Below are 25308 nucleotides of genomic sequence, written 5' to 3' on the forward strand. Positions count from 1 at the left end.
GTTCATTCGACCCTGACCTGCGATGGCTACCATCCGTGACCGCAGGGCTTCGGGCGGTTGCCGGAGCCGGCCGTTCCGGGCCGGCGTGCCCGCGTGCCGGTACGCGCCGGCCGAAGGGGTGCCGGTCGGTGGGCCGCCCGGTCGGCCGATCGGTCCGTCGTCCGGGGTGGACGGAGCCGGACTGTCCCGCTTCGGTGGGATTTATCGTCGCCATCCGTCGCCCTGCTCCCGGGGGCCGGTTGACAGCCAAGAAACTCGATGTCAATCTCCCGGTATTCCCGGACTGGGAGCGCTTCCATAGATCTTGGTTCACGCCGTACCACCCCTGCCCGGCGGTGCCGGCCACCGGTCACCGCGCCCACCGGAAGGAATGACGTGCTCAGACCCCGCTCGCCGCATGCCGCTCCACTCGCCGCCGCCGCGGTCGCGGCCCTGGCCGCCACCGTGCTGACCGCACCCGGCGCCGCGTCCGCCGCCGACGAGGCACCGGAACAGATCGTCAACGGCACCTTCGACAACGGCCACGCCCCCTGGTGGGGCACTGCCAACCTCACCCTCGACTCCAGCACCGGGCAGCTCTGCACCGAGGTGCCCGGCGGCACGGTCAACCCCTGGGACGTGATCATCGGCCAGGACAACGTCGCGCTGGTCGCCGGTGAGTCGTACGAGTTCCGGTTCTTCGGCCGGGCCACCCCGAACAAGGTCGGCCGGGCACTGGTGCAGTTGCCGGTCGACCCGTACACGCAGTACCTGTCGGCCAGCCCCGAGCTGAGCGTCTCCGGCAACGAGTACCGCTACACCTTCACCTCCCCGGTCGACCTGCCGAACGCCCAGGTCGCCTTCCAACTCGGCGGCAGCGCCGAACCCTGGACGGTCTGCCTGGACGACATCTCGCTGACCGGCGGCGCCGAGCCGGACGTCTACGTCCCGGACACCGGCCCGCGGGTCCGGGTCAACCAGGTCGGCTACCTGCCGAAGGGGCCGAAGAACGCCACCGTGGTCACCGAGGCGACCGATCCGCTGCCGTTCCAGCTCCGCGACGGTGCCGGCCGGCTCGTCAAGCAGGGCCGGACGACGCCGCGCGGCCTGGACCGCTCCTCCGGGCAGCACGTGCACACCATCGACTTCGGGCACTTCACCCGCCCCGGCACCGGCTACACGCTGACCGCCGACGGCGAGACCAGCCGGCCGTTCGACATCGGCGCCGACTTCTACGAGCAGCTCCGCACCGACGCGCTGAAGTTCTACTACACCCAGCGCAGCGGCACCGAGATCTCCGACGCGCTCCGCCCCGGCTACGGCCGCCCGGCCGGACACGTCGGGGTGGCGCCCAACCAGGGCGACACGGCGGTGCCCTGCCAGCCCGGCGTCTGCGACTACACCCTGGACGTCTCGGGCGGCTGGTACGACGCCGGCGACCACGGCAAGTACGTGGTCAACGGCGGCATCTCGGTGCACCAGCTGATGAGCGAGTACGAGCGCTCGATCCGGGCCGGCACCGGTGAGCCGTGGCGGCTCGGCGACCGGACCCTGGCGCTGCCGGAGAGCGGCAACCGGGTGCCGGACATCCTCGACGAGGCGCGTTGGGAGCAGGAGTTCCTGCTCAGCATGCAGGTGCCGGCCGGAAAGCCGCTGGCCGGGATGGCCCACCACAAGATCCACGACGACTCGTGGACCGGGCTGCCGCTGTTGCCACACCTGGACGACAAGCGGCGCGAACTGCACCCGCCGTCCACCGCCGCCACGCTCAACCTGGCCGCCACCGCCGCACAGGCGGCGCGGGTCTTCAAGCCGTACGACCGCAGGTTCGCCGAGCAGAACCTGACCGCCGCGAAGACGGCCTGGGCCGCAGCCAAGGCCAATCCCGAGCGGTACGCCGACCCGGCCGACGCCAACGGCGGCGGCGCGTACAACGACGCCGACGTCACCGACGAGTTCTACTGGGCCGCCGCGGAGCTCTACCTGAGTACCGGGGCGAAGGAGTACCGCGACTTCGTGCTCGCCTCGCCGCACCACACCGGCGACGTCTGGCGGGAGCGGGGGATGGACTGGGGCAACACCGCCGCGCTCGGCCGGCTGCAACTGGCGACGGTGCCGAACAACCTGCCGGACCGGGCCCGGGTACGCGGCTCGGTCGCCCAGGGCGCGGACCGCTACCTGGCCACCCTCCAGGCGCACCCGTACGGCATCCCGTACAACCCGTCGGACAACCTCTTCGACTGGGGCTCCAACAACCTCATCGTCAACAACGCCATCGTGCTGGCCACCGCGTTCGACCTGACCGGCAAGGACCGCTACCGGGACGGGGTGTTGCAGACGATGGACTACATCCTCGGTCGCAACGCCCTGAACCAGTCGTACGTGACCGGCTACGGCGAGGTGGCATCGCGCAACCAGCACAGCCGCTGGTACGCCCGCCAGCTCAACCCCGAGCTGCCCAACCCGCCCCGGGGGACCCTCTCCGGCGGCCCGAACTCGGCCATCCAGGACCCGGTCGCCCAGCAGAAGCTGCGCGGCTGCGCGCCGCAGTTCTGCTACATCGACGACATCGAGTCCTGGGCGACGAACGAGCTGACCATCAACTGGAACGCACCGCTGTCCTGGATCGCCGCCTTCATCGCCGACCAGGACAACGGCGACGCCCGCAACCACCGGCACTGACCGCCCGACGAGATCTGACGGAGGGCCCGGCATACCCGGGCCCTCCGCCCGGCCGGGCGAAGCCCCCGGTCGGCGGATCACCGCCGGCCGGGGGCCCGCCCCACCGCACCTGGCCCGTTGTGGGTCGGTGGGTCCTCAACCCGGCCGGCCGGCGCCCACCCGCCGGGTCGACCGGTAGCCGTTCGGGTTTCCCGGCCAGCCCACCGACCGGTCGGCGGTGCCGGGGTCGACCAACGCCGCCGCCTCGCCGGTCCGGACCATCCGGTGCCAGCGCAGCCGGCTGCCGAGCAGCGCGGTGACCGCCGACTGGACGACCACCAGATACATCAACTGCCGGTAGACGAGCTGCTGCAACGGCAGGCTCCAGAGCGGACCCAGCCGCTCACCGTCCAGCCGCAGCGCGTACGCCGCCGTCCCCGCCTGGACCAGCAGCAGGCCGAGCCAGGCGAGCACGAGATGGCTCCACGGCAGGAAGAAGAGCCCGTAGAGCGCGAACGCGTCGACCGCCGGACCGGCCAGCGGCAGCAGCACCTGGAAGACGGCGAGGTACGGCAGGGCGCGGCGCCCCAGCCGCCCACCCGGGCCGCGTTCCACCAGGGCGTGCCGGTGCTTCCACATCGCCTGCATGGTCCCGTAGCACCAGCGGTAGCGCTGCCGCCACAGTTGGCGCAGCGACCCGGGCGCCTCGGTCCAGGCGATGGCCCGCCCCTCGTACGGGACCCGCCAGCCGGCGCGCAGCACCGCCATGGTCAGGTCGGTGTCCTCGGCCAGGGTGTCCGCCGGAACGCCGCCCGCGTCCAGCAGGGCCTTCCGGCGGAAGGCACCGATCGCGCCCGGGATGGTGGGCATGCAGCGCAGCACGTCGTACATCCGGCGGTCCAGGTTGAACCCGATGACGTACTCCAGGTGCTGCCAGCGGCCGAGCAGCCGGCGCCGGTTGGCCACCCGGGTGTTGCCGGAGATCGCCCCGACGGAGGGATCGGCGAAGCCCTGGACGAGCCGGTACACCGTGTCGGGCTGGAACACCGTGTCCCCGTCCACCAGCACCAGCAGGTCGGCCCGGGCGTGCCGGATGCCGGTGTTCAACGCCGCCGGCTTGCCGGCGTTGACCTGCCGGACCACTCGTACCCCGGGCAGCCGCATCCGTTCCACCACCCCGGCCGTGTCGTCGGTGGAGCCGTCGTCCACCACGATCACCTCGATCGCCGGGTAGTCGCTGTTCACCAGGGACCACACCGTCGCGCCGATGTTGGCGGCCTCGTTGTACGCCGGCACGATCACCGTCACCGGGGCGAGGAACCGGCCGGCCGGCCGGGCCCGGGACCGGGCGCGGATCCGCCGCCGGTGCAGCTCGGCGCAGACCACCTGGACCACCAGCCGGGCCAGGCCGAGCGCCAGCGCCACGGCGAGCAGCCAGCTCATCGCGGTGGCCAGCCAGCCGGCACCGGTCTGGGCGTACCGCAGGGCGGTGCCACGCAGCCGGTCCCCGGTCGAGGCGGCGACGTCCGAGCGGGGCGTGCCGAGTCCTTGCGACACGGTGCTGAACCGGTAGCCCCGGGCGGTCAGCTCCGGTAGCAGCCGGTCGAGCGCGGCGACGGTCTGGGACCGGTCCCCACCCCCGTCGTGCAGCAGCACGACCGCGCCCCGGCCGTCCGCCGTCCGTCGCTGCGGACCGGCCTGGCCGGCCGGGCCACCCTCGGCGGCGGCGACGATGCGGTCGACACCCGGCCGGCGCCAGTCGACGGTGTCCCGGTCGGCGAGTACGGCGACGTGGCCGGCCCGGGCCGCCGCCCGCAGTGCCCTGGCGTCGCTCGCCGTCAGGCTGCCCGGCCCGGACGAGTACGGCGGCCGGAAGAGGATCGGGGACCGGCCGGTGGCTCCGGCGACGGCGCTGCGGGTGAGCTGGAGTTCCAGCTCGCGCCGCCAGTCCGGCAGGGCCGCCACGTCCGCGTGGGTGAAGGTGTGCGAGCCCAGTTCGTGGCCCTCGGCGAGGATCCGCCGGACCAGTTCCGGGTGCTCGTTCACCCGGGCGCCCACCACGAAGAACGTGGCGTGTGCCCGGTGCCGGCGCAGCACGTCCAGGATCTCGGGGGTCCACCGCGGGTCCGGGCCGTCGTCGAAGGTCAGCGCGATCGTGCCGGCCGGCATCGAGCGGCTGACCGGGGTGGGACCGTCGAGCCGGAGGACCGGGCCGGCCCGGGTCAGCTCGTCGGGGGCCGGCGCCGGCTCCGGCGTGGCCCGCCCGGAACCGCCCCCGGCGATCGCGACGTAACCGTTGAACGACAGCGCGGCGAGCAGCACCACGAGGCCGAGTACCAGCAGGAGCCAGTGTGCCCGGGGATCCCGCCGCGCCACGTGCAGGGCCATCGGTCAGCCCACCGCTGCCGGCGACCGGCGGGATTTGCCCGGCTTATCGGTACCGGCCGGATTGCCCGGTGACGGGTTGCGGTGCAGGTCACCCTGTCCGGGGCGATCGGTGGCCGTCGGCGCCCCGGGTGGCGAGGCCGGGCGGGCGGTCGGGTTCGCCGGACGGGCCGTACCGGCCGGTGCCGGGGCTGTCCGCGCCGGTCCGCCGGTCGGGGTGGCCGGTGCGCCGGTCCCGGACCGGCCTGGCCCGGCCTCGTCCCGGAGGTGTCCGCCGCCGGTGTCCGGCCAACCCGGCACCGCGACCGACCCGCCGGTCAGCAGCCCGACCGCGAGCAGCCCGAGGCTGACCAGCAGACCGGCGCCGAGGGCGACACCGGCGAGCACGGCGACCCGGCGCCGTCGACCGGTCCGGTCCACGAAGACCGGCCGGACCCGGGACGCCAGGTGGCTCGGGGCGCTCGACCGACCCGGGTCGGCCGGCTGGACGGGGGTGGCCTGGCCGGGATTCCAGGTGGCGGCTCCACCGGCCGCCGTGCCGAGCCGACGGTGCAACGGGTCCGGGTTCGACGGCGGCGGAACCCGCCCGTCGCGGGGCAGGCGTTCGGCGACGGGCGGGTCGAGCCGGCCGGGATTCTGATTTCTCATCTCGTGCACTAGAGCGTCTGGTCCGCCCCCGGTGTCACACCCCCCGAACCGGAGATCGGCTCAGAGCGGGTAGGTCCGGGCCACCGCGACCAGTTCGGAGCTGTGCGATCCGACGATGCCGACGCCGGGCGGGCGCGGGCGGAAGCCGGGCAGTCCGGCGAGGCCGTCGCTGGCATCCATCGCCCGCAGCCGTACCGGGCCGCCCCCGGCCGGGCGGAGCCGCAACTCGATCTCGATCCCCTCGGCCGGCGGGGCGTGGAAGACCACACCGAACGGCTCCCGGCCGTCGACCCGGACCTCCCGGCCGTCGACCCGGGCCGAGACGACGGCGGCGGTCGCCGGGTCGACGTGCAGCGCGGCGAACCGCACCGGGCGCTGTGGGACCAGCCGGACACGCAGCGTACGGACGCCGGATCCGGTGACATCGGAGAGCGGGTCGAGCCGGGGCGGGGGCAGGGCGGCCGGTTCGGCCGGGCCGGTGCGCAGTTCCTCGTCGCCGAAGACCGGGAAGGTGTCGCCGATCCGGGTCGGGCCGTCGACGTACCGGTCGGTCCAGGGCTGCGGGTCGGTCTCCTCGCTGAGCCAGCGGGCGGTGCCGGTGTCGGCGTCCAGCGCGTACATCAGGTGGGTAGGCACCGGATGCGCGGCGTCGAACCGGTCGACCACCAGGCCGGTACCGGCGCACAGCACGGCGCCGAGCAGCGCGGCCAGCGCGGGCAGCGCGCCGCGCCGCCGGGCCCGGAGCGCGGCCATCCCGCGCTGGCCGCCGGCCACCGGGTGCAGCAGGTCCACCACGGGCAGCGCGGCCAGCCCGAGCAGCATCGTGAAGAGCGCGCCGACTCCGCCCATCGCCATGCCGAGCGCCGGAAAGAGCAGTACGACGGTGGGGAGCAGCACGAGTATTCCGACCGCCGCGCCGGCGGTCACCGCGACCACCGCCCACGGGCCGTCCCGGCGTACGGCCAGGGCCACCAGTCCGGTCAGCACGCCGGCCAGGGCCGGCAGGGTGGTCAGGTACGCCCCGCCGGGGGCCACGGCGGCGAGCAGCACCCCGAGTACGGCCAGCCAGCCCAGCCCGCCGACGGCGAGTGCCGCCGGCCCGGTACGCCGACGGGTCAGCGCGTACCAGCCGAACAGCACCGCGGCGGCGAGCGCCACCACCGCCAGCCGATACCACAGTGGACGGTACGGGTCGAGCAGCGTCGCGTAGCCCGGCCGGATCGCGGTGATCGCGGCCCAGAGCAGTTGCGCCCCGACCGGGGCGACCACGATCGGCAGCAGCGCCAGCCCGAACCCGGCGGCGAGCCGGGGCCACGACGCGCGCCCGCGCCGCCGGACGGCCCAGCCGAGTACGCCGACCCCGGCCAGCGCCAGCAGCGCGAGCGGCAGGGTGAGCCAGCCGGGATACCGGGCCAGCCCGCCCGGCACCGGGAAGTACGTGGCGTCCCCGTCGGCGGCCAGCCGGGTCAGGTCGACCGCGCCGAACTCCCGGGCCAGCCCGAGCGCGTTCGCACCGTGCTGTTGCAGGCTGCCCCGGTCGACGCTGGCCGGAGTGTCCAGCGGGGTGTGGTAGAGCGCCGCGCCGTCGATGTAGGCGGCGTTCAGCCCGGTGAAGCCGTGGTCGAGGAAGGCGGTGAAGTCGGTGTCGTTGGGCAGCAGCCGGTAGACCTCGACCGCGAACGAGGTACCCACCGGGTACGGCGCGGCCCGGCCGAAGACCTCCACCAGGCCGGCGTTGCGCAGCGAGGTCTCGAACATGATCACCGGACCGGTGCTGCCCCGCGCCTCCAGGTTGAGCACCACGCCGCCGCCGGCGGCCAGCGGATGGTCGGCGGCGAACGCCGAGGCGCCGCAGAGGCAGGCCTCCTCGGCGTCGGTGAAGACCAGCACGACGTCGTTGCGCGGGCGTTCGCCCGAGGTCAGCGCGCGGGCCACCTCCAGCAGCGCCGAGGTGCCGGCCCCGTCGTCGTTGCCGCCCGGGCCGACCTGCACCGAGTCGTAGTGGGCGACCAGGAAGACCCGGCCGGTGGGGTCGGTGCCGGGAATCCGGGCGACCACGTTGCGTACCCGGGCCAGCGTCGCACCGCCCGCGCCGCCGCTGAGCTGCCCCGCCTCCTCGGCGACGGTGTCCTGCAGTTCGGGAGTGAGACCGAGACCACGCAGGGTGCTCTCCAGGTGACTGCGTACCCGCTCCGCGGCCGGGCTGCCGGCGGCGTGCGGCTCGGCCGCGACCGTCCGGAGGTGCTGGTACGCCCGCTCCGCGCTGAACTCGTCGGCCGGCGCGTCGAGGCCGGCCGGGCGCGGCGTACCCACGCCGAGCACGGTGACCACACCGACCGCCGCCAGCGCGGCCAGGGCCGCCAGCGCGGCCGGCAACCGGCGCCGGGGTCGGGCCAGCGCCCGATCGGAGGCGGGCAGGAGGGTGGTCACGGAGGGTGTGTCGGGCGGCGGCGGATCGGCGGGGGAGTGGTGGTCAGGGGCGGGCACGGGTGCCTCCAGGGGTCGGCAGCGAATGCCATCATCGCGGCTCACCCGTTCCCCGCCCGGCCGGGTCACCCTGCTGGCAGCCGGTCGCATAGCGTGATACGCATGTCCACGTACCGAGTGACCGATCCCGTCGCCGTGCTGCGCGATTTCGTCGCGCGGGTGGCGCCGTACGACCCCGAGCCGGATGCCGCCCCGGTCGGCGTCGTCGATGTCCGGTCCGCCGGGGAGGCCGGGACGGTTCCGCTCACCCCGCACCTGGCCCGGGCCCTGGCCGAGGCGCTGGCCGGCTACCGGGACCCGGCCGACCGGGGCCGCTGCGCGGGTTGCGGTGGCCGACGGCTGGACGAGAACCTGCACTGCCTCGACTGCGGGCGGCTGCACGGGGTGCTCGGTGAGGTGCTCGCGCACCAGGCGGAACAGGTGCGGCTGCGGGACCGGGCCGGCTCGGCGGAAGCCCCGCGGTGACGCCGTGCCGCCGTGTCGGCGCGACCTGTGTTGTGTGGCAGCGTTGGGTGGTACAGGATCGGCGCGGATCGTCGTCGTGGGCGCGGGCCGGACACGACCGGACGCGCACGGAGGGCCCGCTGACGGGGCGGTTCGGTCGTGACGGTGAGGGACGGAGCGAGGAGGCGTCGTGACCGGATGGAGGGGGACGGACCGGTGACCGGATCGTCCGTCGTACCCGCGCCGGCGTACCCGCACGGCGGGCTCGGGCGGCACGCCAAGCTGCCGCCCCGGGAGCGGATGCGGGTGTTGCTGATCGAGGACGATGACGCCGACGCCTTCCTCGTCGGCGAGTTGCTCGCCGAGACGGGCGACGGCATCGACCTGCTCGTCGCGAACAGCCTGAACGCCGCCCGGGCGCAGATCCGGGGTGTCGACTGCGTGCTGCTGGACCTCGGCCTGCCGGACGCGCAGGGCCTGGACGGGCTCCGCCAGGTGCTCGCGATGTCCAGCGGTGCCGCCGTCTGCGTGCTGACCGGCCGCTCGGACGAGCACCTCGGCATCGGCGCGGTCGCCGAGGGCGCCCAGGACTACCTGGTCAAGGGCCAGGTCGACGGAGTGCTGCTGGCTCGGGCCCTGCGCTACGCGGTGGAGCGGAAGCGGGCCGACGAGAACGCCCGGCGGCTGCGCGAGGTGGAGTTGCGCCAGGCCGAGTCCGCCCGGTTGGAGCGCGGCCTGCTGCCCCAGCCGTTGATCGACACCGACCTGGTGCAGGTGCATCCCTTCTATCGCCCCGGCCGGCACGAGGCGCTGATCGGCGGCGACTTCTACGACGTGGTGCAGACCAGCCCGGACCGGATCGACCTGATCGTCGGCGACGTCTGCGGGCACGGGGTGGACGAGGCCGCGCTCGGCGTCGAACTCCGGGTCGCCTGGCGGGCGCTGGTGCTCGCCGGAGTGCCCGACGAGCAGGTGCTGCCGGCGCTGGAGCAGGTGCTGATGAGCGAGCGGTCGAAACGGGAGATCTTCGCGACGGTCGCCGCGGTCCGGCTGGACCTGTCCGGCAACCGGGCCACCGTCCGGCTCGCCGGGCATCCGCCGCCGCTGCTGCTCGCCGGGGGCCGGGTGGTGCCGGTGCCGGCGCCGCACGGGCTGTTGCTCGGGGTACGGCCACGGCCGCCGGTCGCCCACGAGCTGCGCTTCGACACCGAGGACTGGTCACTGCTGATGTACACGGACGGGCTCATCGAGGGCCGGATCGGCGACGGCGACGAGCGGCTGGACGTACCCGGGCTGAGCGGGCTGGTGGCCGATCCGCGGGCCCGTGGGGTGGGCCTGCCGGAGCTGCCCGGCTGGCTGGTCGAGCAGGCCGAGGAGCGCAACGGCGGGCCGTTCTCCGACGACGTGGCGATGCTGCTGGTCAGCCGGGGGGAGGGGCGGTGAGATCACCAGTCCGGTGGACGCTGCGTCGCCGGGTCACCGCGCTGTGCGTGATCGTCGGCGTGGTACTCGGCATGCTGGCGGTCAGCGCCACGGTCGTCGCCACCAGCAACCGGCAACACCTGGACACCCTGCTGACCAAGACCGGCCCGCTGCGCACCGACGGTCAGGCGCTGCTCAGTGCCCTGGTCGACCAGCAGACCGGGGTACGCGGCTACGCCGTCACCGCCAACGACGCCGACCTCGCGCCGTACCGGGAGGGCCTGCAACGCGAGACGGCGCTGATCGCCTCGATGGACGCGCTCCTGCACGACCAGCCGGAGATCCGCCGCGAGCTGCACACGGTGCGGGACCACGCCGAGCAGTGGCGGGAGGTGGTGGCCGAGCCGGCGATCGAGCTGACCGTGCGGAGCGGGCCGGAGGCCGCACAGGCGTACCTGACCGCTCAGCCCGGTGACCCTTTCACCGAACTGCGCGGCGAGGTGGAGGCGTTGCAGCGGTCGATCCTCGAGCTGCGCAACACCGTCGCGCAGAACGCGCGGGGGACCGGTAACACCCTGGTGCTGCTGCTGATTCTGGCCGCGATCGTGGTGGTGCTGGCCGGTCTTGCCCTGCTGACCTCGCTGAACCGGCTGGTGATCGGTCCGGTCACCACGCTGGCCGGTCAGGTGCGGGAGGTGGCCGGCGGGGCGTACCAGCGGGAGATCGAGCAGGTCGGGCCGCCGGAGCTGGCCGCGCTGGCCGGCGACATCGACGGGATGCGCCGCCGGATCGCCGCCGACCTGGACGAGGTGCGGCAGGCCCGGGAACGGATCGAGTGGGTCAACAGCCAACTGGAGAGGCAGGCCGAGGAACTGGTCCGGTCCAACCGTGACCTGGAGCAGTTCGCCTACGTCGCCTCGCACGACCTCCAGGAGCCGCTGCGCAAGGTGGCCAGCTTCTGCCAGCTTCTGCAACGCCGGTACGCGGGCAAGCTCGACGAGCGCGCCGACCAGTACATCGCGTTCGCGGTCGACGGGGCGCAGCGGATGCAGCGGCTGATCAACGACCTGCTGGCGTTCTCCCGGATCGGCCGGCTCACCACCGGCTTCACGGACGTGGATCTGAACGCGGTGATGGCCGAGGTAGCCGGCCAGACCGAGCCCACCCGGCGGTACGTCGGCGGCGAGCTCACCTGGTCGGACCTGCCGGTCATCCGGGGCGAGGAGACCCTGCTGGCCAACCTGCTGGCCAACCTGGTGGGCAACTCGCTCAAGTTCCGCCGGCCGGACGTGGCGCCGAAGGTGCACGTCTCGGCCCGGCGGCTGGGCGACGAGTGGGAGATCAGTTGCCAGGACAACGGGATCGGCATCGAACCCGAGTTCACCGACAAGATCTTCGTGATCTTCCAGCGGCTGCACGCCAAGGACGCCTATCCGGGTACCGGCATCGGGCTGGCCATCGTGAAGAAGATCGTCGAGTACCACGGCGGCCGGGTCTGGGTGGACCCCGACGCGGTGGCCGAGGGCACGATGATCCGGTTCACCCTGCCGGTACCGCCGGAGCTGCGGGAGCCGGTCGAGCCGTCCGAGGCCCCCGGCGCGGACGGCGAGGGGGACGGCTCGACCGTGCCCGCACCGGCCGGCGGGTCGCCGACCGCGAGCGAGGCCGACGCCACACCGCCGGGTGAGTCGGCCCGGCCGGCCGGCGACATGAAGCAGACTGTGTGACGGACGAGTGGATCGACGAGGAGGGCCGATGACGGCACCGGCGGACGGCAAGAGCCCGATCGAGGTGCTGCTGGTCGAGGACGACCCGGGTGACGTGCTGATGACGCAGGAGGCGTTCGAGGAGCACAAGCTGCGCAACCGGCTCACCGTGGTCTCCGACGGCGCGGCGGCCCTGGCCTACCTGCGCCGGGAGGGCGAGTACGCCGACGCCGTACCTCCGGATCTGATCCTGCTCGACCTCAACCTGCCCCGCCGGGACGGCCGGGAGGTGCTGGCCGAGATCAAGCGGGACGAACAGCTCTGCCGGATCCCGGTGGTGGTGCTGACCACCTCACAGGCCGACGAGGACATCCTGCGCAGCTACCAGTTGCACGCGAACGCGTACGTGACGAAGCCGGTCGACTTCGACCGGTTCATCTCGGTGGTACGGCAGATCGACGAGTTCTTCGTCAGCGTCGTGAAGCTTCCGCCGCGTGGCTGATCCCGAGGCGCGGCTCGTCGAGGAGGTCGGGGCGCTGCTCCGCCGGGCCGCCGCCGAGGCAATCCTGCCGATGTTCCGGCACCTGGCCGACTCCGACGTCTCGGAGAAGGCACCGGGCGAGGTGGTGACGGTGGCCGACCGCCGGGCCGAGGAGATCATCGCCACCGAGCTGCGCCGGCTCCGGCCGGAATCCGAGGTGGTCGGCGAGGAGGGGGTGGCCGCCGATCCGGCGGTGCTGGATCTGCTCGCCGGGCCGGGAGAGGTGTGGCTGGTCGACCCGCTGGACGGTACGGCGAACTTCGCGGCCGGGCGGCAGCCGTTCGCGGTGATGGCGGCGCTGCGCCGGGGCGGGCGTACCGAGGCGGCCTGGATCCTGGACCCGATGGCGGACCGCCTGCTGCTGGCCCGGGCCGCGGACGGGGCGTACCGGGACGGGGACGCGGTGCGCACGACCATCGAGCCGCTCCCGGCCGGTGCGCTGCGCGGCGTGGTGGCGACCCGGTTCCTGCCCGCGGAACTTCGGGAGCGGGTGTTGGCCGGGGCCGGGCGGATCGGCGCGGTACTGCCCGGACAACACTGCGCTGGTCAGGAATATGCGGATATTGTGGACGGCCGGCAGCACTTCGCGATCTTCTGGCGGACGCTGCCCTGGGACCACGCACCGGGAGCGCTGCTGATCGAGGCGGCCGGCGGGGTGGTCCGGCGGCTCGACGGCAGCCCGTACGACCCGGCCGACGGGCGGGCCGGGCTACTGGCCGCCGCCAACGAGTCGATCTGGCACACGGTGCACGCCGCCCTGCTGGCCACGTCCTGACCGGACGACCCGGGCACGGGACGGCAGCAGAGACAAAAAGCGTGTTTGTCTGCTGTATGGCCTATCTCGTGGTATTGCGGCCGCTCAAGGCGGGCCGACAGCACGGCCGGCTTCCGGTAGGCTGACCGGCGGTCTCCGCCAGGTGGCACCGTCGAGGGTGCCGGTGGCGACCGCCGCCGAATGAACCTTTTTCCACCTGCACCGCGCGGCGCCCACGCACCGCGTCCGGCCTTGCGGTCCGCCGGACCGCAAGGGGAGGTGGAAGAAGGTCCAATGGTCAGTGTGGACCCTCCGGGGTCGGCGGCCTACGAAAGGAACGGCTTTCGTGCGCACAACGGCCATCGCCCGGCTGCACCGCCCACGCCGGTTCACGGTGCTGCTCGTCGCCGCCGCGGTCCTCGCCGGGATGCCCGCGGCCCTGGTCGGTACGGCCGCCGCTCCGGCGACCGCCGCGCCCAGTTCGCCCGGCGACGAGGGCGGCACCAAGAAGCTCCGGGACGCCCTGGAGTCCGCCTCCAAGGGGCACATCGAGGCGACCGCCAAGCTGACCAACTCCAAGAAGCGGCAGAGTCAGCTCGGCGCCCAGCTCAAGCAGGTGGAGACCCGGATCGCCGCACTCACCCAGGAGGTGGGGGTGATCGCCGCCGAGACGTACCGCCGGGGCCGGCTCACCCCGATCTCGGCCCTGCTGAACAGCGCCTCGCCGCAGTCGTTCGTGGAGCGGGCCGCCGGGCTCGAAGTGATCGCCCAGCGCGACGACCGGAAGCTCCGCGAACTCGCCGAGTCGCTGGACCAGGCGGCCAAGGCGAAGAAGGCGATCGACGCCGAGGTCCGCGAGCAGCAGCGGCAGGTCGAGGTGATCGCCCGGAAGAAGAAGGACGCCGAACGCGCCCTGGCCGCCGTCGGTGGCAACCCGACCGGCGGGCTGATCAGCGCCAACTCGCCGCTGGCCAAGGCCGCCCCGCGCAACTCCGACGGCTCCTGGCCCAAGGAGTCCTGCAGCATCGACGACCCGACCACCGGCGGGTGCATCACGCCGCGCACCCTGCACGCGCTCAACCAGGCCAAGGCCAACGGCTTCAAGCGGCACACCTCCTGCCACCGCAGCGGCGGCGGGGGCGAGCATCCCAAGGGACGCGCCTGCGACTTCTCGGCCGCGGCCGGCGGGTTCGAGAACGTCGACGCGAGCGGCGGCGACCGCACGTACGGCAACAACGTGGCCGCGTTCTACGTCAAGAACGCGAGCCGGCTCGGGGTGCTCTACGTGATCTGGTACCGGCAGATCTGGATGCCCGGCAACGGGTGGCGGGCGTACAACGGCAACGGCGATCCGGCCTCCGACCACACGAACCACGTTCATCTGTCGATGTTGTAGCCCGGAGCCGGCGGTGGGATGCGTACCATCGCTGCGATGGACTCTTCACCACCTGAAGTGGCGGGCGCGACCACCGTCGCGGACGAGCCGCCCGGGTCACCGGCCCGGGCCCTGCCGACCGGACTGGCCGCCACCCTGGTCTTCGTCGCCAGCGGTGCCGTACTCGTGCTGGAGACGGCGTCGCTGCGGCTCGTCGGCCCGTACGTCGGGGTCACCCTCCAGGTCACCAGCTCGGTGATCGGGGTGGCGCTGGCCGCGATCGCGTACGGCGCCTGGATCGGCGGCTGGCTCGCCGACCGCCGGGACCCGCGTCGGCTGCTCGCCCCGGCGCTGGTGCTCGCCGGCATCTGCACCGCACTGACCCTGCCGATCGTCCGGTACGCGGGCGAGGTGCTGCGCGGCGGTGCCGCCGTCGGCATCCTGCTGCTCACCGCGCTGGCGATCTTCCTGCCGGCGGCCCTGCTCGCCGCGATCACCCCGCTGGTGGTGAAGCTGCAACTCGGTGACCTGCGGCAGACCGGGCAGGTGGTCGGACGGCTCTCCAGCATCGGCACGCTCGGCGCGATCACCGCGACGCTGGGCACCGGTTTCGTGCTGGTCGCCGCCCTGCCGAGTACCGCGATCATCATCAGCCTGGCGGTGCTGCTCGGGGTGACGGGCCTGGTGCTCGCGGTCTATCTGCGCCGGCAGCCCGGGGACACGCTGCCGAAGCCGTCCCGGATCACCGCCGCCGTGGCCGTGCTCGGCCTGGTCGGCGCCTCGCTCAGCGCCGTCGCGCCGAACCCGTGCGACGTGGAGACGGCGTACCACTGCGCCTCGGTCGAGCCGGACCCGGACAACTCCACCGGGCGGCTGCTGGTGCTCAACTCGGCCTGGCACTCCTATGTCGACCTGGCCGACCCGGGGCACCTGGAGTTCGAGTACACGAAGTGGATCGGGGCGGTCGCCGACGTGATGGCGTCGCCCCGGGCACCGCTAGCGGCCGTACACCTCGGGGGTGGCGGCTTCACCATGCCGCGCTACCTGACCGCGACCCGGCCCGGCACCCGCAACGAGGTCTACGAGATCGACGGTGAGCTCGTCGAGCTGGGCCGCCGCGAGCTGGACGTGCGGACCGGTCCGGAGTTGCGCGCCCGGGTCGGCGACGCCCGGATGCTGATCGGTGAGCGTGCCACGCACAGCGCCGACCTGGTGGTCGGGGACGCGTTCGGGCACCTGGTGGTGCCCTGGCACCTGGCTACCCGGGAGATGGCCGCCGAGGTTCGCCGGGTGGTCCGCCCCGGCGGCATCTACGCGCAGAACGTGATCGACCATCCGCCGCTGCGCTTCATCCGGGCCGAGGTGGCCACCGTGGCGGCCGAGTTTCCGCACATCGCCCTGGTCGCGCCACCGGCCGCGCTGGCCGGCACGAACGGCGCGAACTTCGTGATCCTCGCCTCCGACCGGCCGCTGCCGGTCGAGGAGGTACGGGAACGCCTGATCACCTCGACGGACCAGCCGGTCACCGTGCTCTCCGGCCCCGCGCTCGACGAGTTCGTCGACGACGCCATGGTGCTGACCGACGAGTACGCCCCGGTCGACCAACTCCTCGCCACCGCCTGAGCCTTCGCCGCGCGGGTCGATCGGGCGCCGGTAACCCGCGCCCGCCGACCACCGCTGGACCCGAATCAGTGCCGGTAGGTGTAGCCGGGCCCGGTCCGGGCAAGAGAGATCTGTATGACCGGGTGGGGCTGGTGGGGCGGAGCACAGCGGTACGGCACGGAGCTGGTCGGTGACCGTTACCGGCTGATCGAGGAACTTGGCGAAGGCGGCATGTCGGTGGTCTGGCGTGGCCACGACGAGGTGCTGGGCCGGCCGGTGGCGGTGAAGATGCTCGCCCCGAAGCTGGCCACCGACCGGGCGTTCCGGCACCGGCTCCGGACCGAGGCCCGGGCCGCCGCCCGGCTCTGCCATCCGCACATCACCGGCGTCTACGACTACGGCGAGTCGGTCCGGTACGGCCGGACCGTGCCGTACGTGGTGATGGAGCTGGTCGACGGCGAGCCGCTGGCGAGCTGGCTCGACCGCGAGGGACCGCTGCCCTGGTGGGACGGAGTGGTGCTCGGCGCCCAGGTCGCCGCCGCGCTGGCCACCGCACACACCCGGGGAGTGGTGCACCGCGACATAACTCCCGGCAACGTCATGCTCACCGCCATGGGTGCCAAGGTCGTCGACTTCGGGATCTCGGCGCTGGTCGGCGAGCGGGACGGTGACGGCGAGGGCGGGCTGTACGGCACGCCCGCGTACGTGGCTCCGGAGCGGCTCAACCAGGACGAGGTCTGTCCGGCCACCGACGTGTACGCCCTCGGCCTGCTGCTCTACCGGGCGCTGACCGGCCGGATGCCGTGGCGGGCGTCGACCCGTACCCAGACGCTGCGCGCGCACCTGTACGCCGAGCCGGCGCCGATGCCACCGGTACCCGGGCTGCCGGCCGAGGTGGAGGCGGTCATCACCCGCTGCCTGGCCAAGACACCGGGGGAGCGGCCGGAGAGCGCCGAGCTGGCTCGTACCCTGGCCGGGGCCGCCGGGGTGGTGCTGCCGGTGGCGGCCGGTCCGACGCCCGCCGCGCCGCCCCGCCGGGCCGCCCCGGCGCCGGGGGAACACCGGCCGTCGGCGCACTCGGACACCGCGATGCTGCCCCGGTCGGCGACCGACCCGCTGCCGCGGCCAACCCGCCCTGGCTGGTCGTCGGTGCGGCTCGGCAACCGGGCCCGGGTCGCGGCGGTCGGGGTGGGCCTGCTCGCGGTGAGCGGCGCGGTCTGGGCGGGCGGCGCCGGCGGCTCGGCGCCGGTCGGCGGGGCCGGCACGGCGACGAACCTGGCGATGGGCGGTACCGTCCCGTGCCGGGTCGACTACGTGCTGCGCGCGGACACCGGCCGGTCGTTCCAGGCCGAGGTAACGGTCACCAACCTCGGCGCCTCGGCGGTGCGGGACTGGACGCTGCGCTTCGCGTTCCCCGGCGAGCAGGTGCTCACCCGGACCCCGTCACCGGAGTCCGGCCAGCAGGGCCGGGAGGTGCTGCTCCGGCCCGCCGCCGGCCCCGAGGCGACCCTGCCGGCCGGCGGGGCCGTCCGGTTCGGGCTGGCCGGCAGCCACGCCGGCAGCAATCCGTTGCCCGTCGAGTTCCGGCTCGGCGAGACCGCCTGTGCGGCCCGGGTCTCCGGCGTGCCGGGCCAGACCGGCGGTGCCGCGGCCGGCGGCGCGGTCGGGGCGGTACCGCCACAGCCGCTGCCGGACCGGTCCGCGGGCCGGCCCGGCCCCGCCGCCGACTCGAAGGGCACCGGGTCGACGGGCGGCGAGTCGAAGGGCAAGGGCCCGGGGAAGTCGAAGGGCAAGGAGCCGAAGCAGGACCGCGACTCCGACTCCGACTCCGACTCGGGCGACGACGCCGACGGCGAGGACTGAGCCAGCCGGTATCGCAGGCCGGGCCGGACCTCCGGAACATCGCCGGGTGCCTGGCTGCGCCGGCCATCCCTTGGCGGTTACTTGTGGGTTTCAGCCACATAGCACGTGCGTGACGTCACCCCTACCGTGGGCCGACGATGCTTCTCCAACTTCACCCTCATGTGGAGCGATGATGACGGTCCGGACGACGCGGCGGGTACTGGTCACCGCCGCCACGCTGCTGGTAGGGGCGATCGCCACGAGTGCCTGCGGCAGCCCGCAGGACACCGCGAACGGCGGCGGCGACAGCGCCGCACCGGTCAAGGTCGGTCTGGTCTACTCCCAGTCGGGGGCATTGGCCAGCTACGGCAAGCAGTACATCGAAGGGTTCCGGGCCGGGCTGGCGTACGCCACCGACGGCACCAACAAGATCGGTGACCGTACGGTCGAGGTGACCGAGGTCGACGACGCGGGCGACCCCGCCAAGGCGGTCTCGGCGGCGAAGGACCTGATCGGCAAGGGTTACAAGATCCTCGCCGGGTCGACGGCCTCCGGCGTCGCCCTCCAGGTCGCGCCGATCGCCGCGCAGAACAAGGTGCTCTTCATCTCCGGGCCGGCCGCCACCGACGGCGCGACCGGGGTCAACAAGTACACCTTCCGCTCCGGCCGGCAGTCGTACCAGGACGTGCTGACCGCGAAGTCGTTCATCGGCGACGCGGCCGGCAAGAAGGTCGTGGTCTTCGCCCAGGACAGCGCGTTCGGCAAGAGCAACGAGGCGGCGGTCAAGGCGGTCATCGGCGGTGCCGGTGCCACCGTGAGCAGCGTGCTCGCCCCGGCCAGCGCCACCGACTTCACCCCGTTCGCCAGCCAGTTGACGGCGGCCAAGCCGGACCTGCTCTTCGTGGCCTGGGCCGGAACCACCGCCCCGGCGATGTGGCAGACCCTGGACCAGCAGGGCGTACTCGGCTCCACCACCGTGGTCACCGGGCTGGACATCCGGGCCTCCTGGCCGACCTTCGGGGCGGCCGGCACCAAGATCTCCTTCCTGTCGCACTTCTTCGACGGCGCCGCCGACAACCCGGCCGCGCAGGCGGCCAAGGCGGCCGTACCGGGCGGGGTGCTGGACCTGTTCCACCCGGACGGCTTCACCGCAGCCCAGATGATCGTGCGGTCGGTCCAGGAGGGCGGCGACGACGTCGACAGGATGGTCACCGCGCTGGAGGGCTGGAGCTTCGACGGGATCAAGGGCAAGATGACGGTCCGTGCCGAGGACCACGCGCTGCTCCAGCCGATGTTCCAGGCCAAACTGAGCGGCACCGGCGACGCGATGAAGGCGGAGTCGCAGAAGGTGCTCACCCCGGACGAGACGGCGCCGCCGGCCGTGGCGATGAAGGGCTGAGGTGTGCTCGCCACCCGCGACCTGAGCTGGCGGATCGGCGAGGTCGCCATCGTCGACGGCGTCGACCTGGAGTTGGCGCCCGGGGAGTTCCTCGGGGTGATCGGCCCCAACGGCGCCGGCAAGACCTCGCTGTTCAACCTGGTCTCCGGCCTGCGCCGGCCCACCGCGGGCCAGGTGCTGCTGGACGGTACCGACATCAGCGCGCTGCCGCCGCACCGGCGGGCCCGGCTCGGGCTGGGCCGGACGTTCCAGGCGTCCTCGGTCTTCGGCTCGCTGAGCGTGCGGGAGAACGTCCGGCTGGCCGTGCAGGCGCACCGGGGTGGCTCGATGAAGCTGTGGCGGCGGGCGGCGGCCGACCGGGAGGTGGTCGCCGCCGCCGACGCGGCACTGGACCGGGTCGGCCTGGCACACCGGGCCGACGCGCTGGCCGGCACGCTCGCGCACGGGGAGAAGCGGAAACTGGAGATCGCGCTGCTGCTGGCCGGCGAGCCGAGGGTGATGCTGCTCGACGAGCCAATGGCCGGGGTGAGCGCCGAGGACGTACCCGAGCTGGTCGGGGTGATCCGGTCGTTGACCGGCGACAGCGGCCGGGCCGTACTCATGGTGGAACACCACATGGACGTGATCCTCGGGCTCGCCGACCGGATCGCGGTGATGCACCACGGCGCGCTGCTCGCCTGCGACGTCCCGGCGACCGTGATGGCCAACCCGGTGGTACAGGAGGCGTACCTAGGTGAGTCGCTATGAGCGAGCGTAGCGAGCGAATCAGCCAGCTCGGTGTCGATGTGCCTCGTGACGGCACGGAGCGCAGCGGGGTGCCGGCATGAGTGAGAACCCGATCCTCGCGATCGCCGACCTGTCGGTACGGATCGCCGGGCTGCACATCCTGCAGGGCGTCTCCTTCACCGTGGCCCCGAGCGGGGTGACCGTGCTGCTCGGGCGCAACGGGGTCGGCAAGACCACCACGCTGCGGGCGATCCTCGGGCTGACCCCGCGCGGCGGCGAGGTACGCGGCACCGTGCGGATGGGCGATCGCTCGCTGGCCGGTGAGCCGACCCACCGGCTGGTCCGGGACGGCCTCGGCTACGTACCCGAGGACCGCTGTGTCTTCGCCGGCCTCACCGTCACCGAGAACCTGCGGCTCGCCGAGCGGCGCGGCGGCGCTCCGGCGTACGACCGGGTCTTCGAACTGTTCCCGGAGCTGAAGCGGCGCGGCCGGCAACGGGCCGGCTCGCTCTCCGGCGGCCAGCAGCAGATGTTGGCGATCGGCCGGGTGCTGCTCAACGACAACCGGCTGCTGCTGGTCGACGAGCCGACCAAGGGGCTGGCGCCGAAGGTGGTCACCGAAGTGGCCGAGGTGCTGGAGCGGGTCGCGGTCGCCGTGCCGGTGCTGCTGGTCGAACAGAACCTCGCGGTGGTACGCCGGCTGGCCAGCGACGCGGTGGTGCTCGCCGCCGGCCGGGTCGCCTGGTCCGGTGCCGCCGACGAACTGCTGCGGGAGGCGGAGTTGACCAGATCCCTGCTCGGGGTCGGCGTGGCCGGCGAGCATGCGGCGGTCGAGACCACCCGGGAGGTGCCGGCCGGATGAGCACGATCGTGCTGCTGACGCTGACCGGGCTGGGCCTGGCCGCGCTCTACTTCCTGGTCGCCTCCGGGCTCTCCCTGGTGTTCGGGCTGGCCGACGTGCTCAACTTCGCGCACGGGCTGTTCCTCTCCGTCGGGGCGTACGCCACCTGGTGGGCGGCCGGGAACCTGCCCGGTGCCGGCCCGTCCGGGTTCGGGTTCGTGCTCGCGGTCGCGTTCGGTGTCGTCGCCGGTGCCGTGGTCGGGATGGCCGTCGAACTGGTGATGATCCGTCCGCTCTACTCCCGCACCATCGAACAGGTGCTGGTCACGGTCGGGCTCTCGCTGGCCGGGGTGGCGCTGCTCCAGGCCACTTGGGGTGCGGACCCGCGCCCGTTCCCGCGCCCGGACTGGACCCAGCGGGTCACCCCGATCCTCGGTGCCAAGGTGCCGAACTCCGGCATCCTGCTGATCCTCGCCGCCGCGCTGGTACTGGCCGCGCTGCTCGGTTTCCTCCGCTACACCCGGTACGGGCTGGTGATCCGGGCCGGGGTGGAGAACCGGGAGATGGTCACCGCGCTCGGCATCGACGTACGGAAGGCGTTCACCCTGGTCTTCGCGATCGGCGGAGCCGCCGCGGCGCTGGCCGGGGCGCTCGGCGGGGTCTACTTCGGCTCGGTCTCGCCGAGCCAGGGCGGTTCACTACTGATCTTCGCCTTCATCGTGGTGGTGATCGGTGGGATGGGTTCGGTCGTCGGGTCCGCGTACGCCGCCGTCGCGGTGGGCCTGCTCCAGCAGTTCGTCAACTACTACGGCGTCTCCGGTGCCGGAGACATCTGCGTGGTCGCGCTGCTGGCGATCGTGCTGCTGCTCCGCCCGCAAGGCATCGCCGGAAGGGCGGCGAGCACGTGACCCGGGAGGGCGGCGAGCACGTGACCCGGGAGGGCGGCGAGCACGTGACCCGGGAGGGCGGCGAGCACGTGACCCGGGAGGGCGGCGAGCACGTGACCGAGCGGAGCGAAGGAACGGGCCGGCCCGCTTCGGCGGGTTCCGGCGTCGACGGGGGGAGCGGGAGGGCCGGCGTGACGACCGGGTTGAAGACAGCGGTGGCGGCCAACCCGTCCGCCGCACCGCCGACCGCCGGTCCCGCGCCGGCACCCCGCCGGGACTGGCGGTCGGCCCTGCGAGCCTGGTCACCGCTGCTGGTGTTGCTGGTCTTCGCGGTGCTGCCGTACTCGACGGTCTCCGTACCGGGGGTCTTCGACGGGCCGCTCAACGGGCCGGGGACGCTGCAACTGCTCGCCATCTGTCTGGTCTTCGGTGGGCTGGCCGCCGGCTACGACCTGCTCTTCGGCCGCACCGGCATGCTCTCCTTCGGGCACGCGCTCTATTTCGCGGCCGGCGTCTACGGCACCGACATCCTGGTCACCAAGGCCGGGCTGCCGCTCTGGCAGGCGGCGCTGCTGACCCTGGTCGGTGGCACCACCCTGGCCGGGCTGCTCGGGGCGATCGCGTTGCGTACCGCCGGAATCGCGTTCGCCATGGTGACGCTGGCGTTCGCACAGCTCGGCGCGATCCTGGTGGCCCGGGACTTCGGCGGGCTCACCGGCGGCGAGGAGGGACTGTCGCTGGACGTGTCGGGACTGCCGGCGATGCTGGTCGGGGTGGGCAACACCGTCAACCTGTACTGGCTGGCACTGGCCTACCTGGCCCTGGTCGTCTTCGTGGTGCACCGGGTGGCCGGCTCGCCCACCGGTCGGGTACTCGCCGGGCTGCGCGACGACGAGCGGCGGATCGGGGTACTCGGGCTCGACCCGTACCGGTTCAAGCTGCTCGCGTTCACCCTGGCCGGCGGGCTCGCCACCGCCGGTGGGGCGATCTACTGCCTGCTGGTCGGCGGCGCCTCGCCGCACGTGACCTCGTCCGAGTTGACCCTCTCGCTGCTGGTCATGGTGGTGCTGGGTGGGCCGGGTACCCGCTGGGGCCCGGTGCTCGGCGGCATGCTCTACATGTACCTGGACCACCGGCTGACCGCGTTCGGCACCTCGTCGGCGGTGGACTCGCTCCCCGGCGTGCTGAGCGCGCCGCTGTCCCAGCCGCTCTTCGTGCTCGGCACGGTCTTCATCCTGGCGGTCTACTTCTTCCCCGGCGGCCTGGCCAGCCTCTCCACCCGCCTAACCCCCTTCCGCCGGCTCCTCCCCTCCCACCCCCACCGCCGCTCTTCGGCCGGTTAGCCGGATCGGATCGTGTTCTCCCACTACCCCTCGGCGGGTAGCGGAAGAACACGATCCGATCCCGGTCGTGTTCTCAGCGGCGGGGGAGGCGGAGGGCGATGAGGGCGCCGACGGCGACCACGGCCGCGCCGACGAGTACGGCCGGGCCGAGACCGTCCACGAAGGAGGTACGGCTGGCGTAGTCGCCGTTGGCGGCGAAGATCGAGGCCAGCGCGGCCACCCCGACGGCCACCCCGAGTTCCCGGATGCTGTTGTTGGTGCCGGAGGCGACTCCCCTGGACTCCTCGGGCACGCTCGACATCGTGGCGGTGCTCATCGGGGCGAAGGTCAGCCCCATGCCGACCCCGGCCAACGCCAGTGGGACGGCCAGCACCGGGTAGTCGACGTCGGCGGTGCTGATCAGGGCGAGCCAGCCCAGCGCGACGGCCAGCATCGCCTGCCCGGCGACGATCAGGGTACGCACGCCGAGCCGGCCCACCAGCAGCCCGGCCAGCGGGGCGACCACCATCGGCGCCATGGTCCACGGCATCGTCCGGATCCCGGCGTCGAGCGGGCTGTGCCCCTGCACCACCTGGAAGAACTGGGCGAGCAGGAAGACCGAGCCGAAGACGCCGACCGAGAAGGTGAAGGCCACCACGTTCACCACGCTGAAGCTGCGGGACCGGAAGAGTCGCAGCGGGAGCATCGGTACCGGGGTCCGGGTCTCCCAGCCGAGGAAGGCGCCGACCAGTACGCCACCGCCGATCAGGGCGGTCAGCACCCGGGCGGAGGTCCAGCCGTGGTCCTGGCCGTGCACCACTGCCCAGACCAGCGCGAGTACGCCGGTGGTGGAGAGGACCAGCCCGACCGGGTCGAGCCGGGCCGCCGGGCCGTGCGACTCCCGCAGCACGGTCGCGGCGAGCAGCAGGGCGAGCAGCCCGACCGGCACGTTCAGCCAGAAGATCCAGGTCCAGTCGAGTCCCTCGACCACCGCCCCGCCGACCACCGGGCCGACCGCGACGCCGAGGCCGCTGATTCCGCCCCAGATCCCGATGGCGGCGTCGCGGAGCCGGTCGGGTACGGCGGCGGCGAGCAGGGTGAGCGACAGCGGCATCACGGCCGCGCCGGCCATGCCCTGTACCGCCCGGGCGGCGGTGAGCATCCACGGTTCGGTGGCGAGGGCGCAGGCCGCCGAGGCGACGGTGAACAGCGCGATGCCGGCGAGGAACAGCCGTCGCCGGCCGATCCGGTCGCCGAGGGCGGCGGCGGTGAGCAGCAGCGCGGCGAAGGGCAGCGTGTAGGCGTTGACGAACCATTGCAGGTCGGTCAGGGAGGCGCCGAGTTCGGTCCGGATCACCGGCAGCGCCGTCGTCACCACCAGGTTGTCCAGGGTGACCATGAACATCGGTACGCCGACCGCCACGAGTACGGCGGCCAGTGGTCGGGCGGCGGGTCCGGCCGGCCGTCCCGGAGCGGGGGGCGCGGCACCGCCGAGGACGGGTGCGCTCGTCACGATCACTCCTTAGTTGTTATCCACTGATAACTAGGCTTCCCCCAAAGTAGTTATCGGCTGATAACATGTCAACGTCCGACGTGGGAAGCGTCCGACGTACGGGGGCGGAAGGAGGGGCGACGATGCCCAGGACCCGACTGACCGCCGCCGAGCGCGGCGAGCAACTCGCCGGCGCCGCCGTGCAGGCGTTCGCCGTCTCCGGGTACGCCGGCACCTCCACCGACGACGTGGCCCGGCTGGCCGGGGTCTCCCAGCCGTACGTCATCCGGCTGTTCGGCTCCAAGCAACGGCTCTTCGTCGCCGCGGTCCAGCACGCCGCCGCCCGGATCGAGCAGGTGTTCCGGGACGCCGCCGAGCGCTCGGCCGACCTGGAGACCCTCGGCGAGGCGTACGACGAACTGCTGGCCGAACGGGACCTGCTCGCCGTACTCCTGCACGGCTTCGCGGCCAGCTCCGACCCGGTGATCGGCAGCGCCGTACGCGACTGTTTCGGCCGGATCTACCGGCTGATCCGGGAACTGACCGGAGCGAGCGCCGAGGAGACCCGGGACTTCCTGGGCACCGGGATGCTGCTCACCGTGCTGGCCGCGATGCAGGTGGTCGGGCCCGGCGCGGTGCCGGCCCAACCGTGGATGGCGGAGATCGCCGGATCGATCCACGACACCTGTACGGAGCCGGAACCCGGCGGGTAGCCTGGCTCGCCGGCCCGGCCGACGGCTCCGGGCCGTGGCGGTCCGCGCCGGCTCGGTGGAAGATCTCGGGCCCGGCCGGCGC

General features: G+C 73.3%; 19 protein-coding genes. 15 read left to right on the plus strand and 4 right to left on the minus strand.

Annotation, left to right across the window (positions count from 1 at the left end):
- Positions 1-375: 375 nt before the first annotated feature.
- The gene (locus ACQEVC_RS13235; RefSeq protein ID WP_432876719.1) at positions 376-2661 is read left to right on the plus strand and encodes a glycoside hydrolase family 9 protein; all 2286 of its coding nucleotides are present in this window, start codon (positions 376-378) and stop codon (positions 2659-2661) included.
- A 135-nt stretch (positions 2662-2796) separates the two neighbouring features.
- On the opposite strand, the gene ACQEVC_RS13240 is transcribed toward ACQEVC_RS13235, so the two are convergent.
- From ACQEVC_RS13240 to ACQEVC_RS13250, 3 genes are read right to left on the minus strand one after another with little or no spacing between them, the layout of a single operon-like run.
- Positions 2797-5028, minus strand: coding sequence for a bifunctional polysaccharide deacetylase/glycosyltransferase family 2 protein (locus ACQEVC_RS13240; protein WP_432876721.1), 2232 nt, complete (start codon positions 5026-5028; stop codon positions 2797-2799).
- A 3-nt stretch (positions 5029-5031) separates the two neighbouring features.
- The gene (locus tag ACQEVC_RS13245; RefSeq protein WP_432876723.1) at positions 5032-5673 is read right to left on the minus strand and encodes a hypothetical protein; all 642 of its coding nucleotides are present in this window, start codon (positions 5671-5673) and stop codon (positions 5032-5034) included.
- A gap of 60 nt (positions 5674-5733) precedes the next feature.
- The gene (locus ACQEVC_RS13250) at positions 5734-8103 is read right to left on the minus strand and encodes a M28 family peptidase (RefSeq protein WP_432876725.1); all 2370 of its coding nucleotides are present in this window, start codon (positions 8101-8103) and stop codon (positions 5734-5736) included.
- A gap of 159 nt (positions 8104-8262) precedes the next feature.
- On the opposite strand from ACQEVC_RS13250, the gene ACQEVC_RS13255 reads away from it, so the two are divergent.
- The 13 genes from ACQEVC_RS13255 to ACQEVC_RS13315 all read left to right on the plus strand — a co-directional run bounded on the left by ACQEVC_RS13255 (position 8263) and on the right by ACQEVC_RS13315 (position 23042).
- Positions 8263-8625 carry a hypothetical protein gene (locus ACQEVC_RS13255; protein ID WP_432876727.1) on the plus strand — a complete coding sequence of 121 codons (363 nt, stop codon included), beginning with the start codon at positions 8263-8265 and terminating at the stop codon, positions 8623-8625.
- Between the two features lie 177 nt (positions 8626-8802).
- Positions 8803-10047 (plus strand): PP2C family protein-serine/threonine phosphatase, encoded by a 1245-nt coding sequence (locus tag ACQEVC_RS13260; RefSeq protein WP_432876729.1) that lies wholly within the window; start codon positions 8803-8805, stop codon positions 10045-10047.
- Positions 10044-11753, plus strand: a complete 1710-nt coding sequence (locus ACQEVC_RS13265) for a sensor histidine kinase (RefSeq protein ID WP_432876731.1) — start codon at positions 10044-10046, stop codon at positions 11751-11753. The genes ACQEVC_RS13260 and ACQEVC_RS13265 overlap by 4 nt, the downstream gene beginning before the upstream one ends.
- A 28-nt stretch (positions 11754-11781) precedes the next feature.
- The gene (locus tag ACQEVC_RS13270; RefSeq protein ID WP_331206112.1) at positions 11782-12234 is read left to right on the plus strand and encodes a response regulator; all 453 of its coding nucleotides are present in this window, start codon (positions 11782-11784) and stop codon (positions 12232-12234) included.
- Positions 12227-13048: an inositol monophosphatase family protein gene (locus ACQEVC_RS13275; RefSeq protein ID WP_432876734.1), complete on the plus strand. Its 822-nt coding sequence runs from the start codon at positions 12227-12229 to the stop codon at positions 13046-13048. Before ACQEVC_RS13270 ends, ACQEVC_RS13275 begins: the two co-directional genes overlap by 8 nt.
- A gap of 406 nt (positions 13049-13454) precedes the next feature.
- Positions 13455-14423, plus strand: coding sequence for a coiled-coil domain-containing protein (locus ACQEVC_RS13280; protein ID WP_432891354.1), 969 nt, complete (start codon positions 13455-13457; stop codon positions 14421-14423).
- A gap of 36 nt (positions 14424-14459) precedes the next feature.
- Positions 14460-16025, plus strand: a complete 1566-nt coding sequence (locus ACQEVC_RS13285; RefSeq protein ID WP_432876735.1) for a fused MFS/spermidine synthase — start codon at positions 14460-14462, stop codon at positions 16023-16025.
- A gap of 114 nt (positions 16026-16139) precedes the next feature.
- Entirely contained in the window at positions 16140-17867 is a 1728-nt protein-coding gene (locus ACQEVC_RS13290; RefSeq protein ID WP_432876737.1) for a protein kinase domain-containing protein, read from the plus strand.
- A gap of 172 nt (positions 17868-18039) precedes the next feature.
- A complete protein-coding gene (locus tag ACQEVC_RS13295) occupies positions 18040-19245 on the plus strand; it encodes a substrate-binding domain-containing protein (RefSeq protein WP_432876739.1) in 1206 nt (401 codons plus the stop codon).
- 3 nt (positions 19246-19248) lie between these two features.
- Entirely contained in the window at positions 19249-19992 is a 744-nt protein-coding gene (locus ACQEVC_RS13300) for an ABC transporter ATP-binding protein (RefSeq protein ID WP_432876741.1), read from the plus strand.
- Positions 19993-20068: 76 nt separating this feature from the next.
- The gene (locus ACQEVC_RS13305) at positions 20069-20833 is read left to right on the plus strand and encodes an ABC transporter ATP-binding protein (protein ID WP_432876743.1); all 765 of its coding nucleotides are present in this window, start codon (positions 20069-20071) and stop codon (positions 20831-20833) included.
- Positions 20830-21720, plus strand: a complete 891-nt coding sequence (locus tag ACQEVC_RS13310) for a branched-chain amino acid ABC transporter permease (RefSeq protein ID WP_432876745.1) — start codon at positions 20830-20832, stop codon at positions 21718-21720. Before ACQEVC_RS13305 ends, ACQEVC_RS13310 begins: the two co-directional genes overlap by 4 nt.
- Before the next feature lie 269 nt (positions 21721-21989).
- A complete protein-coding gene (locus ACQEVC_RS13315) occupies positions 21990-23042 on the plus strand; it encodes a branched-chain amino acid ABC transporter permease (protein ID WP_432891357.1) in 1053 nt (350 codons plus the stop codon).
- A 73-nt stretch (positions 23043-23115) separates the two neighbouring features.
- Here ACQEVC_RS13315 and ACQEVC_RS13320 read toward each other — a convergent pair whose 3' ends face one another.
- Positions 23116-24534, minus strand: coding sequence for a DHA2 family efflux MFS transporter permease subunit (locus ACQEVC_RS13320; protein ID WP_432876747.1), 1419 nt, complete (start codon positions 24532-24534; stop codon positions 23116-23118).
- Positions 24535-24656: 122 nt separating this feature from the next.
- Between ACQEVC_RS13320 and ACQEVC_RS13325 the strand changes: the two genes are divergently transcribed.
- Positions 24657-25226 carry a TetR/AcrR family transcriptional regulator gene (locus tag ACQEVC_RS13325; protein ID WP_432876756.1) on the plus strand — a complete coding sequence of 190 codons (570 nt, stop codon included), beginning with the start codon at positions 24657-24659 and terminating at the stop codon, positions 25224-25226.
- Positions 25227-25308 lie beyond the last annotated feature (82 nt).

This window comes from Plantactinospora sp. CA-294935, assembly GCF_050936445.1.
Lineage (GTDB): Bacteria > Actinomycetota > Actinomycetes > Mycobacteriales > Micromonosporaceae > Plantactinospora.

What these genes read in the sequence shown, in the direction of transcription:
- ACQEVC_RS13310 (WP_432876745.1), top strand. Translation starts at nt 20,830, where the DNA reads ATGAGCACGATCGTGCTGCTGACGCTGACCGGGCTGGGCCTGGCCGCG.
- ACQEVC_RS13255 (WP_432876727.1), top strand. Translation starts at nt 8,263, where the DNA reads ATGTCCACGTACCGAGTGACCGATCCCGTCGCCGTGCTGCGCGATTTC.
- ACQEVC_RS13245 (WP_432876723.1), bottom strand. Translation starts at nt 5,673, where the DNA reads ATGAGAAATCAGAATCCCGGCCGGCTCGACCCGCCCGTCGCCGAACGC.
- ACQEVC_RS13285 (WP_432876735.1), top strand. Translation starts at nt 14,460, where the DNA reads ATGGACTCTTCACCACCTGAAGTGGCGGGCGCGACCACCGTCGCGGAC.
- ACQEVC_RS13325 (WP_432876756.1), top strand. Translation starts at nt 24,657, where the DNA reads ATGCCCAGGACCCGACTGACCGCCGCCGAGCGCGGCGAGCAACTCGCC.
- ACQEVC_RS13295 (WP_432876739.1), top strand. Translation starts at nt 18,040, where the DNA reads ATGACGGTCCGGACGACGCGGCGGGTACTGGTCACCGCCGCCACGCTG.
- ACQEVC_RS13240 (WP_432876721.1), bottom strand. Translation starts at nt 5,028, where the DNA reads ATGGCCCTGCACGTGGCGCGGCGGGATCCCCGGGCACACTGGCTCCTG.
- ACQEVC_RS13260 (WP_432876729.1), top strand. Translation starts at nt 8,803, where the DNA reads ATGGAGGGGGACGGACCGGTGACCGGATCGTCCGTCGTACCCGCGCCG.
- ACQEVC_RS13270 (WP_331206112.1), top strand. Translation starts at nt 11,782, where the DNA reads ATGACGGCACCGGCGGACGGCAAGAGCCCGATCGAGGTGCTGCTGGTC.
- ACQEVC_RS13305 (WP_432876743.1), top strand. Translation starts at nt 20,069, where the DNA reads ATGAGTGAGAACCCGATCCTCGCGATCGCCGACCTGTCGGTACGGATC.
- ACQEVC_RS13280 (WP_432891354.1), top strand. Translation starts at nt 13,455, where the DNA reads ATGCCCGCGGCCCTGGTCGGTACGGCCGCCGCTCCGGCGACCGCCGCG.
- ACQEVC_RS13290 (WP_432876737.1), top strand. Translation starts at nt 16,140, where the DNA reads ATGACCGGGTGGGGCTGGTGGGGCGGAGCACAGCGGTACGGCACGGAG.